Consider the following 13,344-nt stretch of genomic DNA (forward strand, 5'->3'; position numbering starts at 1 on the left):
ATTATTTATCTACCAATAGTTTCAAGACTTTATCAGTAACATCAATCTTTGGATTACGATAAACAGCATCTTGAACCACTAGATCTAGTTTTTCACCCTCTGCAACCGTACGAATTGCCAAATTAACTCGCTCTTGTAAACCAGCCAATTCTTCATTGCGGCGAGCATTTAAATCTTCATTGATTTCACGCTGCATACGCTGAAAATCTTGATTCAATTTAATCAATTCACGCTCTTTAATTCGACGGTCACTTTCCGATATATTGTTTTTATCCAAAACCTGCTGCAACAACTTGCCTTGGGCTGAGACTCTTTGCATTTCAGCGCGTCGTGGCTCAAACTCTTTTTCAAGTTTTTTCGCCGCACGTACTGCTGGCGAAGCTTCGCGCAAAATTCGCTGTGTATCAACAAAGCCAATTTTGGTGTCCGCAAAAACATTCGCCACAGCGAAAATCAAAAATATCGGCCATAGTTTTATCAACTTCATTGTTCTCATCTCTTTTAAAATAGCTGACCAATTTGGAACTGAATAGATTCAGTTTTTGCTGTCGCTGATGGATTAATTGGATGTGCATAAATTAATTTCAACGGGCCAATCGGCGATATCCAGGTAAAGCCAACGCCGACTGAATGCTGGATAGAGCCAAAATTAATATCTTGATCATAGCCCCAAACATTACCAGCATCATAAAACGCACTTAAGCGCATTGATTTATCGTCTTTCATACCCGGTACTGGTGCAAAGACTTCAAAATTATTCACAAATCGAGTCGAACCACCCATGCTGTTATCAGTATTATCAATCGGTCCTAAGCTACCTGATTTATAACCACGAACTGAGTTTACACCACCAGCATAAAAGTTTTTATAGAATGGATATTCATTCGATCCACCATAAGACCCACCATAACCGATTTCCATATTCCACATAAATGTAAATGGTTTTTTAGTTGGCAGGGAGTAGAAATATTGGCTCTGCAAATTTAATTTATAGTAATTAATATCTGACGGCGGAACACCTAACTCAGCAGATGTCTTAAACAAAAAGCCTTTAGTTGGAAATACCGCAGAATCACGAGAATCAGTAGCCCAATTGGCATTTAAAGAATAAATCGCCGCACTTTCGCCGTACTCTTTAATGTAATCAAGCACATAATCTGGGGAGAGCTCTGATACTTTGAAATCCATGATCTCAGCATTGATACCCAACCCAATTGAATTGTACTCAGTGGTTGGCATGCCAAAATTAAAACCGATCCCTTTTGATTGCGTTTGATATTGCCCTAAATCCATTACGCCCGGATCTGTATCGCGCAAATAAGCAGTCCAACCAAACGACACACCATCGGGTGTCGCATATGGATTGTTCATCCCAAAAGCCAACACTTTAGAAGCTTGACTGGTATTTACTTCAGCTGAGAACCGTTTCCCAGTACCCAAAAAATTGGCCTGCGAAACCGAGGCTTGGAATAAAGCACCTTCACCTTGCCCATAACCAACACCAAAATTTAAATTGCCAGTTTTTTTCTCAACTACATTGATGTTCATATCCACTAAGTCAGAACTTTCTGGAACGACTGGCGTATCAATATTAACTTCACTAAAGAAATCTAGCTGCTGCAACCGCTCTTTCGTACGCTTGATATCCGCTAAATTATATTCAGCCGATTCCATTTGGCGCACTTCACGGCGTAATACCTCGTCTTTAGTTAAATTATTACCATAAATGTTAATACGTCGAACGGATGTCTTTTTGCCTGGATCAACAAAGAAAGTAAACGCGACGGTTTTTTTCGCCTCATCAATCGTTGGCACTGCATTTACATTCGGGAAGGCGTGCCCTTCTTTACCCAAGCGATCTGAGATTGCTGCAGTGGTTTTATTAATCGTATCACGAGAAAAAACTTCACCTGGTTCAGCTGCAACCAAGGCTTTCAATTCCGCTTCTGGCAAATCAAAATTACCAGCAAAGCTAATATCACCGGTATGGTACAAATCGCCTTCGCGTAAATTAATCGTTAAAAACACATCTGCCTTATCTTCTGACAAAGCAACTTGCGTCGATTCAATCGCAAAATTTAAATAGCCATTGTCTAAATAAAGCGACTTAATGGCTTCTAAATCAGCACCAAACTTTGGTTTTGAATATTGATCGGTTTTGGTATACCAAGTCATCCAAGTTGGCGTAGTGAGTGACATTTGGCTAATTAAATCATCTTGCGAGTAAACTTTATTACCTACAAAATTAATTGATTTAATTTTAGCGACATCACCTTCAGAAATATCAACTTGCACCCCAACGCGATTACGATCCAATTTTGTGACCGTCGCTTTCACATCAACCGAATAGCGACCTCGTGCGTAATACTGTTGTTTTAATTCGTTAACCGCTGCATCCAAGACTTCTTGCTGAAAGATACGTCCTTCGGCTAAGTTTTGTCCTTTAAATGCAGCCTTAACTTGATCTTTTTCTAATAATTTGGCGCCATTGACATTGATTTGCGCCACTGTTGGCCGCTCTTCAACCGTAATGACGATCACGTTTTTATCGACTTCGATACGAACGTCATCAAAAAAACCTGTCGCGAACAAGGCGCGAATTGCTTCACTGGCTTGGGCTTCGTCAAATTTATCACCCACTTTGACAGTGAGGTAATTAAAAACCGTCCCTGGGTCGGTTCTTTGCAACCCTTCGACTCGAATATCCTGAACAGTGATAGGGTTAAAAGCTTGAGCAGCAAGGCTGATGCTGGCAAACGCCGCTGCGACCAGCGCATACATAGGTTTAAATTTCATCGGTCGATTCGTCAACAGGTTAGAGATTAGCCTAAGCCAAACAAGAAGCGTTGAGCGTCATTAAATAACGCCAGCGCCATTAACATGAGCAATAAAAAAATGCCAATTTTTTGCAATACCACAGCCAGCCACGCCGGGATGGTACGTCCAGTTAGCCATTCGTAGCCATGATACAGCAAATGGCCGCCATCCAAAATCGGTACTGGCATCAAATTGAGAACCCCCAAGCTGACACTGATCAAGGCTAAACATTGCAGATAAGCCACCCAGCCCATTGCGGCACTCTGACCAGCAAATTCAGCGATGCCCAATGGACCACTAATTTGTTTGGGAGAAATAGCGCCAACCAGCATTTTACCAAACATCTTTACCGTTAAAACCGATAGATCATAGGTTTTTTCAATCCCGCCCAGCAACGCCTGCACCGGAGACAAACGAATGGTTTGCTGCATGCTTTGATATAAAGCAGCGTCATTGGCAGGACTTACGCCGATTCGACCTATTTTTTTACCGTCTTGATCAACAACATCCGGTGTGATCGTTAAATTTTGTGTTTGTGCGCCGCGTCGAATTTGCAACTCAAAAGGCTGGCTTGGGTTTTGCGCAATGTAACGCTGAAATTCCAACCAAGAGGTTAATGGCTGCTGATTCAGCATCAACACCACATCCCCCACCTGAAGGCCGGCACGTGCCGCAGCACCTTTTTCTTGCACATAGGCAATTTGATTGGTCGTTGCGTATGGTGACAAACCCAGACGACTTAAAATATGCTGATCGAAATCATCACTATTTAATGTACTTAAATCTAAAGTAAATGATCGTTCACCCTGTGGCGTAGCCACCTCAAGCTTGAGCTCTTTTTGACTTGCCGCACCAAAAATACTCACCTGCGCCTGATCCCAACTTTGCACTGCATCGCCGTTAACCCGCTGCAATACATCGCCAGCGCGCAAACCTGCCTTGGCCGCAATACTGTCCATCGCAACCGTCGCCACTAGCGGCTTTAGCGTTACGACACCATAAGCATATAGCCCAGCATAAATGAACGATGCCAATAGCAAATTGGCCAACGGACCAGCAAATGCAATCGCCATTTTTTTTGCTGGATGCTGGGTATTAAAGGCAAATTGTCGCAATGCAGGCGCAACCTCACCCTCGGATTCGTCGAGCATTTTGACGTAGCCACCCAAAGGAATTAGCGCAATTTGCCAAGTTGTTTGCCCGCGTTGCCACTGGTAAATAGGTCGACCAAAACCAATGGAGAAGGTCAGTACCCCTACCCCGCATCGCCTTGCAACCCAGTAATGACCGAACTCGTGAATGAATACCAGCAGACCAATCGCAACAATAAATGCAAATAGCGTTAGCATGTACGGCCCATTTGCAAGACGATTTCTTGCGCAACACACCGCGACCGAGCATCAACATCGAGCAACTCTTCAATATTACCGGCTGGCTGCAACGACAATTGACTGAGTGTTTTTTCAATGACTTGCGGGATTTGCGTAAACAAAATCGTCGATTCTAAAAATGCGGCTACCGCAATTTCATTGGCCGCATTGAGTACAGCGGGCGCAGCACCGCCCGCTTTAAGCGCCTCATAAGCCAAATTTAAACATGGAAAACGCTCAAAATCCGGTGCAGAAAAGTCCAGCCGGCCTACTGAAAATAAATCTAAAGCTTTCACGCCGGCAGCAATACGTTCTGGATAAGCCAAACCATATGCAATGGGCGTACGCATATCGGGCGAACCCAATTGAGCCATCACGGATCCATCGCGGTATTGCACCATCGAATGAACCACGCTTTGTGGATGAACTACGACCTCGATTTGCTCTGCTGGCGCATTAAATAACCAACGCGCTTCAATGACTTCGAGACCTTTATTCATCATACTGGCCGAATCAACCGAAATTTTTCGCCCCATTGACCAATTCGGGTGCTTGACCGCCTCAGCGGCTGTAATTTGCGAAAAGGTATCGAGCTCGCGGGTACGAAACGGGCCGCCTGATGCAGTCAGTAGAATTTTTTCAATCCCAGCATCGGCCAAGGTATATGCGTAAGGATTCTCGCGATAAAAAGTAGGAAGCGATTGAAAAATCGCATTGTGTTCGCTATCAATCGGCAATAACACACTCCCTGAGCGTGCCACGGCATCCATAAATAACTGACCGGCCAAAACCAAGGTTTCTTTATTGGCCAGCAAGACTCGCTTGCCTGCTTGCGCCGCGGCTAACGTCGCCGACATCCCGGCAGCACCCACAATCGCCGCCATTACCGTCGTTACCTCTGGCGCGGTTGAAATTTGCACCAACGCCTCAGCACCATAACTCACCTCAGTACTTAAACCACGCGCAAGCAAACCTTTTTTCAAGCGTTCGGCACTTTGTTCATCAAGTACCACAGCATGTAGCGGCCGGTGCACTTCACAGGCAGCAAGTAACTTATCAATCTGCGTTGCTGCGCTCAGCGCAAAAATGCGATAACGCTCAGGATGACGCCCGATCACGTCCAATGTGCTGCTACCGATACTGCCAGTCGCACCGAGAATAGTTACAATTTGTTGCTGCATGGTTATCCGATCGCTTTATTACAAAGGCATAAGGTGGAGTAGGTAAATCGCTGCAGAGATGGGTAAGATGGCCAATAAACTGTCAACACGATCCAAGATGCCGCCATGTCCTGGCAATAAATGACTACTGTCTTTGATGCCGCGCTGTCGCTTTAACAGTGACTCAAGTAAATCACCCATCACGCTTGCTGCAGTGAGTACCAGCGCAAAAATAGCCCAGACAAACATTTGTGCTGTTTGACTTTGTAAAACAACAATACTTGGCAGCAATAAAAATGGCTTGGGTATTAACAGGGAATAGCATACAACAGCAAGTGCTCCACCATATACCCCTTCCCAACTTTTACCAGGGCTAATATTTGGCGCCAACTTTTTTTTGCCAAACTTCTTACCTGAAAAATACGCGAATGAGTCAGCAACCCAAGCAATGGCCATCACGCACAATAACGGCCAACCATTACCACGCAATACAATCATTGAAAGACCAGCGGGAATCAGTAAGGCCCAGCCGCTAAAGGCATTTAAATTACCAACAGAGTTTAAAGGCCATTTAAATTTGAGCCAGAATGGCACTAAAAACAGCCAAAAGAATAGCGATGCCAATAATAGGCCATAGATAAAGTAAATTGGCGCAAAACGAGAACAAAGCAAAAACAAAACGACCGTTAACAAGGGATAACACATAGAAAAACGGCCATGCATACCGACTAGGTTTTTCCATTCCCAAGCGGCCAACCCCATAAGGAGGCCACAAAACAAAGTCCAAGCCATTGGCGGCAATAAAAACAGCGCTGCTAAAACCAGCGGCAACAACAGTAACGTAGTTAAAACACGGGTTTTCAGCATATATAATTATTTATTTTGATACATCAAGTTGTTCACTGATACGGCCAAAGCGTCGCTCTCGCCCTTGATACCATGCAATAGCATCCAGCAAAGGCTCACGACCAAAGTCCGGCCAAGGCAAATCAGTAAAATAAAGTTCGGTGTAGGCCAATTGCCATAGCAAAAAATTACTAATTCTTTGCTCACCGCCAGTTCGGATAAATAGATCAGGATCGGGCGCGTAGGCCATTGCAAGGTAAGGCTTCAGGTCTTCTTCGCCAAACTCGCAAGCACGCTCAGGATAATCGGCCAACAAACGATGCGTAGCTTGCAGTACATCCCAGTGACCACCGTAATCGGCAGCAATTGTCAGCACCAGACCATCATTGCCTGCCGTTTTAGCTTCTGCATTTTCAATCATTTGTAATAATTCAGCAGAAAAATGACTGCGATTACCAATGATTTTTAATTGAATATTGTTGCGATACATCCGCTCAATTTCAGTTTGCAAAACTTGCAAAAACAGACCCATCAAAAACGTGACTTCTTCCTCAGGACGACGCCAGTTTTCACTTGAAAAAGCAAAAACAGTAAGGCATTGCACGCCCAATTCTTTGCAAGTGCTAATCACTTCGCGTAAAGAATCGACCCCTTTCTTATGGCCAAACACTCGAGGCATCAGCCGCTGTTTCGCCCAGCGTCCGTTACCATCCATAATGACCGCAATATGTTGAGGAATTTTACCCGCTAAAACATTGGGTTCTTCGCGTTCGCGAGAGAATAAAGCCACGTTTCTTACCGCCTAATCAAATCGACTTTTATACCGTCAAAAGTTCTTTTTCTTTATCTGCAAGCTGCTTATCAAGCTCAGCGATATATTTGTCAGTCAGCTTTTGCACTTCATCCTGACCACGACGCTCTTCATCTTCCGAAATTTCTTTATCTTTAAGCGCACGCTTCATTTGATCATTGGCATCGCGACGAACATTGCGCATTGCAACCCGAGCTTCTTCGGTTTCATTGCGAACCACTTTAATTAAATCTTTGCGGCGCTCTTCAGTTAGCATCGGCATCGGCACACGAATCAAGTCACCTTGCGAAGCAGGATTTAAGCCCAAATCACAATCACGAATGGCCTTTTCAACCTTAGCCACCATCGGTTTTTCCCAAGGCTGTACACCAATCGTGCGTGAATCAATCAGTGTCACATTCGCAACCTGACTCACTGGCACCATACTACCCCAGTAATCCACTTGTACATGATCTAGCAAGCCCGTATGAGCACGCCCAGTACGTACCTTAGCTAGGTCCGTGCGTAGTTTTTCAGCCGTTTTTTGCATTTTGGCTTCGGTGGTTTTCTTTAGATCTGCAATCATCATTTACCTCTTGCTGCAATAAAAAACAGGCGGAACATCGCTCCGCCCGTCGCCCTGCGAATCAACACGCTTAGCAGTGTACCAGCGTACCCTCGTCTTCCCCAAGTACCATACGCTTTAATGCGCCAGCTTTGAAGATACTTAATACGCAAATATTCATTTTTTGATCACGGCACAAAGCAAATGCTGTCGCATCCATGACCTTCAAATTGCGGCCAATCACTTCATCAAACGTTACGGTCTGATAACGAACTGCATCTGGGTTCTTTTTAGGATCGTCAGTATAAACGCCGTCCACTTTGGTGGCTTTGATTACGATATCAGCGCCCATTTCCATGCCACGCAGCGCCGCTGCAGTGTCAGTAGTAAAAAATGGATTACCAGTACCGGCACCAAAAATAACAACTTTATTTTCTTCCAGATATTGAATAGCCTTGCCGCGAACATAAGGCTCAGCAACCTGAGCAATAGTCAGCGCAGATTGAACGCGTGAAATAATGCCCGCACGCTTCATTGCATCTTGCAATGCCAGCGCATTCATCACCGTAGCCAGCATGCCCATATAATCAGCAGTGGCGCGATCCATACCCGATGCTGCAGGCGCAACACCGCGAAAAATATTACCGCCACCGATAACGATGGCGACTTGAACGCCCAAATCAACAACGCTCTTCACTTCCTGCACAATCCGGTCGATCGTCGCTCGGTTAATGCCGTAGCTATCATCACCCATTAAGGCTTCACCGGAGAGCTTCAACAAAATGCGTTTGTATTTTGTGGTTTGACTCATGTATTTATCCTTTTACAGTGCGTGGTCGTGGTCGTACAAACGCCGCACGTCACCGTGCGGCGTCATTTCAAAGCCTAAGACTAGACTTAAAGTTGTGCAGCTGCTGCAACTTCAGCAGCGTAATCTACCACTTTTTTCTCAATGCCTTCACCAACAACAAACATGGTGAAACCAGCAACAGAAGCTGATTTAGATTTCAGCAATTGCTCAATGGTTTGTTTGCCATCATCAGCTTTAATAAACACTTGGTTTACCAAAGCAACGTCTTTCAAGAATTTGTTCACTGTGCCGTCAGCAATTTTAGTCAACATTTCTTCTGGCTTGTTATCTGCTTTTGCGCGTTCGATGGCAACACGACGCTCAGTTTCGATCAACTCAGGATCAACACCGCTAGCATCCAATGCTTTTGGTTTAGCAGCAGCGATATGCATCGCGATATCTTTACCCAAAACTTCGTCGCCGCCGATCAAGTTAACCAACACGCCGATTTTTGCGCCGTGCAAGTAAGTAGCCAACTCGCCTTCAGTTTCGTAGCGGGCAAAACGACGTACAGTCATGTTTTCGCCAAGTTTAGCGATCAATGCTTTACGTGCTTCTTCAACGGTTTCGCCAGTCGCCAATTGAACCGCAGACAAAGCTTCAACATCAGCAGCATTAGATTCTGCAGCAGCTTGAGCAATGGCTTTAGCAAAAGCGACAAAGCCTTCATCTTTAGCAACAAAGTCAGTTTCGCAGTTAACTTCAACAACCGCGCCAACTTTTTTGTCTGCAGAGATGAACGATGCAATTACACCTTCAGCAGCAGTACGGCCAGCCATTTTAGATGCTTTGTTACCTGACTTAATACGCAACAATTCTTCAGCTTTTTTGATGTCGCCCTCAACTTCAACCAAAGCTTTCTTGCATTCCATCATGCCAAGGCCGGTTAATTCACGTAGCTCAGCGACCATTTTTGCAGTAATAGACATTATGTATTCTCCTGAATAGGGATTTCAGTTTATTCGGTAAACATTACAAAAAAGGGGCAGACGCCCCTTTTTCTTGGTTTCAGCGATGGGCTACTTACTCAGCAGCAGCTTCGGCAACCGCAGCAGCCAAAGCTTGAGTTGCTTGGTTACGGCCTTCAAGCACTGCATCAGCAGCAGCACGAGCGTACAAACGAATTGCACGTGAAGAATCATCGTTACCAGGAATTACGAAGTCAATGCCTTCTGGGCTGTTGTTGGTATCAACAACACCAATTACTGGGATACCCAATTTAACGGCTTCAACAATCGCGCCTTTTTGGTAGCCAGTATCGATAACGAAAATCGCATCAGGCAAACCGCCCATCTCTTTAATACCACCCAATGAACGCTCTAGTTTTTCAACATCACGTTTCATCATCAACAATTCTTTCTTGCCGTAGCCACTGCCTTCAGCATTTTCCAGAACAGCTTTCATTTCAGTCAGGCGTTTGATTGATTGCTTAACTGTTTTAAAGTTAGTCAACATACCACCCAACCAGCGGTGATCAACGAAAGGAGCGCCTGCACGTGCTGCTTCTTCAGCGATAATTTCGCGAGCAGCGCGTTTTGTACCAACAAACATTACATTGCCTTTGTTTGCAGACAATTGACGGATGTATTTCATCGCGTCTTCAAACAATGGTAGTGTTTTTTCTAAGTTGATAATGTGAATCTTGTTGCGTGCACCGAAGATGTACTTACCCATTTTTGGGTTCCAGTAACGGGTTTGGTGACCAAAGTGGACACCAGCTTCGAGCATATCGCGCATACTTACAGACATTTAATTCTCCAATGTGTCTTAGGGTTAGGTCTTCCATTCGCTCGGGACACTTCAAACCATTTGAAGCGCACCCCTGACAGGGCGAACGGGATTTTAGCTGTGCTTACGACGCTATTTTAAAACAACACAAACATAGCAAGCCAAAGATTATATAGGAAATCCAAATTTGACTCAAGGCGAACATTCAATTGCCGCACACAAAGACGCCAAATGCGCCTGCGCTTTCTTTTCTAACGCCACATCGCCTTTGCGCTTCGCAATGCTTAACAACAAACGGTAATCGTCCAGCAACCACATGGGCTCGGCACTTTGACGATCTAAATCAATCGCCCGCATCAGCGCACGCTCAGCATCAAACCAACGCCCTTGCCGCAACGCCACCTCAGCCAATAAGCGCAGCGCAAATGCGCGCTCAGCTGGGCGCTCTGCTGCCAAATCGAGCACCTGAGCGGCCAATTGCGCCGCAGTAGACACATCACCTTGCTCAAGCGCAATCTGCGCCGCCAAATTATCCATCTGCACCGCCACAAAACAAGGCGCAGCGCAATTTAAACGCGCCTGAGCTAGCAACTGCTGCGCGCGCGGCAAGTCCTGTCGCCAAATCAATTGCGCCAACTGCAAAGCGGCCTGCACCTGCTGCTCTGGCAAAAAATACCCATCTTGCAGCATTGGCAACAAAGTTTGTTCAGCCTGAAGGTTTCGCCCTAAACGCTGACTTGCCTGCGCCAAACCCAATCTTGCCATTCCCTGTCCACGCCAATCATCTATGGCCTGATATCCACGCAGCGCCTGCTGCCATTCACCCTCTGCACTTTGAATACGTCCATCCTGTATTGCTTGCAAAGCCATGCGATGCGAGCGCTCAGCGGCTATACGTGCCGGCGAAGTCACAACTGGGGCCGTACCGCATGCCGTGAGCACCACGCAAAATAAAAACACCCAAACTCGATTCATCGCCGACTCTCCGGCACAGGAGCCTGCAAGGGCAAAGGCGTTAGCATGGTATTGATTGGCCAACTTTGATTCACTGCCTCTAAGGTTTGCCGGCCACCATACAGTAACTCATCAGTATGACGCACCATGCCAGGCAAGCTTGGCGCAGACAATTCAATCGCCTTGCGCACTACGGCCGCCGTCGCGCTTGCGTCCTTGGCGGCAGCATCAACACTCACCACAATCGATGCCGCCCCGAGCAGCACCGGCGACAATTGTGTATTTAACTCTGCGGCCACCCCATCCACTCGCGTCAACAAGCGATCCGCACTATTTAATGTGCTACGCGCCTCAACATCCACCACACCATCAACCCGAGCCAATAATTGATCGAGTCGTTGGCGCGTTTCACGCATTTCGACGCTCAGCTGCCGCACATTGGCCAACGCCAAACGAATATCCCCTTTAGGATCATTCAAATAATCAAATGTTTGCTGCATCGAATCAATCATCGGTAAAGTACGATTGCTTAGATTTTGCGCAATATCAGCAAGACCCAAGGCCGGCGCAAACACCAGCACCCCACCTTCGGGCAAACGCGGCGCCACCGCTGAGCCTCCGGCAATCTCAATATAATGATCCCCAATCAAACCCTCTTGCTGCAAAATCGCAATCGAATCGGCCTTCACCCACTGCATATATTGCTGCTCAATCAATAAAGTAACATCCACCTTCGCCTGCTCATTCAAGCTCACTTTATCGGTCACCCCGATACGAAACCCAGACAATCGCACCTGCATTCCTGGCGTCAATCCACTGCCATTTTCGGCAACAAAATGTACTTTTTCCTTACTACTAAAAAACCCCTGCCGCTGCCCTAAAACCACCAGCAGTACGGCAAAAGCAACAAAAACCCACGTTGCCAACAACACCACCCGCCAAGTTAGCCAACGAAATCGAGGATCGTAATCCTTTAATAACTGCACTTTATTCTTCATTATCCCGACTCTTTACCAAGGTAACGCACTCAAACCCCGCTGGCGCGGGCTGCGCAGCGATCACCAGCAATACCTGCGGCTTCGGCAATTGCAACAAAACCTTTACCAAAGGCCATTCAGCACACAGCGGATCATGCCACCAACGCCACCACGCTTCCTCGATCACCCAAATTCGCGCGCCTTGCAAAGCTAAGCGCAGCAAAGCCACCAATCGGCGCTGCATCACATCCAATCGATCAGGCAACATCGCCAACATGGCTGACTGCGCGGCAACATCTAAGCCCGCCTGTTGCAAAATGGTTTGCAGCGCCAACTCAGCATCCGACAAATCGCCAGCACCATGATACCAATGCGGCAAAACGATATTTTCCCACACTCGCAAATTGCTAATCAAAACTGGCCTAGATTCTAAAATACCAAAGCAATTAAAAGCCGAACGATTTAAATCCTCTGAGATACGATCAATCCACAACAAAAAATCGTCAGCGGTAGCCAATTCCAGCCAAAACTGTCCAGACGCGAGACTCAAATCAACACTCAAAATACCTTGCGTCATAACACCAGCGCCCAACAAAAATCCAACACAAACAAAGCCAACAACCCTCGAAGCACCGCTCGCGATGCCGCCTTAGGAATTTCGGACACCTGCAGCGGCACCGAAAACCCAGCATAAATCGACACCACCCCTGCGACCAAACCAAAACTAGCCGCTTTTAACAAACAAATCAGCACCTCATGCCAGCGCAGCATTCGCTCCAAAGCGAAAATTTGGTAACTTGCATCCCAGCCAGTTGCAAACAATACACCACCCAACACCGACGCCAGCGACATGACGCCCGCCAAAACCACGGCCGCCAGCGTCATCCCCAATACTCGAGGCAACAACAAATAAGACTCAATCGAAATCCCCATGCGTCGTAACGCAGCAACCTCTCCTGAAATTCGCATCGACGCCAACTCAATCGCCATTGCTGACGCCGAGCGCGCCACCATCATCAAGCACGCCAACAAGGGCGACAACTCGACAAAACTCAAAGACCCCAAAAGCCGCAACGCTGCATCACGACTTTGCCCATATTCTTCGTGCAACTGCACCACAACCGTCGCACCCAAAGCAAAACCTGTAATCGCCACCAACCAAACCGCCTCATTGGCGGTAAAATAAATTTGCTTTAACAGCACTCGCCTCACGGGTGGGCGCGCTAAAGCAGCAAAATGATTTAAAAACCGCTTCAAGATAAGCAACAATGCGCCAGCCCTTTTTGC

At 46.4% G+C, this 13,344-nt stretch carries 14 protein-coding genes; all 14 read right to left on the bottom strand.

What is annotated here, in order from left to right:
• Nucleotide 1: 1 nt before the first annotated feature.
• Complete coding sequence (locus HQN60_RS14565; RefSeq protein ID WP_173534347.1) at nt 2-487, bottom strand: OmpH/Skp family outer membrane protein; 486 nt, start codon at nt 485-487, stop codon at nt 2-4.
• A 14-nt stretch (nt 488-501) separates the two neighbouring features.
• Nucleotides 502-2,796 (bottom strand): outer membrane protein assembly factor BamA, encoded by a 2,295-nt coding sequence (gene bamA / locus HQN60_RS14570; protein ID WP_254456640.1) that lies wholly within the window; start codon nt 2,794-2,796, stop codon nt 502-504.
• A 26-nt stretch (nt 2,797-2,822) separates the two neighbouring features.
• Entirely contained in the window at nt 2,823-4,166 is a 1,344-nt protein-coding gene (rseP, locus tag HQN60_RS14575) for an RIP metalloprotease RseP (protein ID WP_173534348.1), read from the bottom strand.
• Nucleotides 4,160-5,368: a 1-deoxy-D-xylulose-5-phosphate reductoisomerase gene (gene ispC / locus HQN60_RS14580; protein ID WP_173534349.1), complete on the bottom strand. Its 1,209-nt coding sequence runs from the start codon at nt 5,366-5,368 to the stop codon at nt 4,160-4,162. The genes rseP and ispC overlap by 7 nt, the downstream gene beginning before the upstream one ends.
• An 18-nt stretch (nt 5,369-5,386) precedes the next feature.
• Nucleotides 5,387-6,214 carry a phosphatidate cytidylyltransferase gene (locus tag HQN60_RS14585; protein ID WP_173534350.1) on the bottom strand — a complete coding sequence of 276 codons (828 nt, stop codon included), beginning with the start codon at nt 6,212-6,214 and terminating at the stop codon, nt 5,387-5,389.
• A 10-nt stretch (nt 6,215-6,224) separates the two neighbouring features.
• Nucleotides 6,225-6,983, bottom strand: a complete 759-nt coding sequence (uppS, locus tag HQN60_RS14590) for a polyprenyl diphosphate synthase (RefSeq protein ID WP_173534351.1) — start codon at nt 6,981-6,983, stop codon at nt 6,225-6,227.
• Between the two features lie 28 nt (nt 6,984-7,011).
• Entirely contained in the window at nt 7,012-7,569 is a 558-nt protein-coding gene (frr, locus tag HQN60_RS14595) for a ribosome recycling factor (protein WP_173534729.1), read from the bottom strand.
• Between the two features lie 70 nt (nt 7,570-7,639).
• Complete coding sequence (pyrH, locus tag HQN60_RS14600; RefSeq protein ID WP_173534352.1) at nt 7,640-8,359, bottom strand: UMP kinase; 720 nt, start codon at nt 8,357-8,359, stop codon at nt 7,640-7,642.
• 86 nt (nt 8,360-8,445) lie between these two features.
• Nucleotides 8,446-9,330, bottom strand: a complete 885-nt coding sequence (gene tsf / locus HQN60_RS14605; protein WP_173534730.1) for a translation elongation factor Ts — start codon at nt 9,328-9,330, stop codon at nt 8,446-8,448.
• 91 nt (nt 9,331-9,421) lie between these two features.
• Nucleotides 9,422-10,147 (bottom strand): 30S ribosomal protein S2, encoded by a 726-nt coding sequence (gene rpsB / locus HQN60_RS14610; protein WP_173534353.1) that lies wholly within the window; start codon nt 10,145-10,147, stop codon nt 9,422-9,424.
• A 171-nt stretch (nt 10,148-10,318) separates the two neighbouring features.
• Complete coding sequence (locus HQN60_RS14615; protein ID WP_173534354.1) at nt 10,319-11,101, bottom strand: tetratricopeptide repeat protein; 783 nt, start codon at nt 11,099-11,101, stop codon at nt 10,319-10,321.
• On the bottom strand, nt 11,098-12,078 hold the full coding sequence (locus tag HQN60_RS14620; RefSeq protein WP_173534355.1) for an MlaD family protein: 981 nt from the start codon (nt 12,076-12,078) through the stop codon (nt 11,098-11,100). Before HQN60_RS14620 ends, HQN60_RS14615 begins: the two co-directional genes overlap by 4 nt.
• Entirely contained in the window at nt 12,068-12,634 is a 567-nt protein-coding gene (locus HQN60_RS14625) for a hypothetical protein (protein WP_173534356.1), read from the bottom strand. Before HQN60_RS14625 ends, HQN60_RS14620 begins: the two co-directional genes overlap by 11 nt.
• A complete protein-coding gene (locus HQN60_RS14630) occupies nt 12,631-13,260 on the bottom strand; it encodes an ABC transporter permease (RefSeq protein WP_173534357.1) in 630 nt (209 codons plus the stop codon). Before HQN60_RS14630 ends, HQN60_RS14625 begins: the two co-directional genes overlap by 4 nt.
• Nucleotides 13,261-13,344 lie beyond the last annotated feature (84 nt).

Origin of the sequence: Deefgea piscis (genome assembly GCF_013284055.1) — a bacterium.
Lineage (GTDB): Bacteria > Pseudomonadota > Gammaproteobacteria > Burkholderiales > Chitinibacteraceae > Deefgea > Deefgea piscis.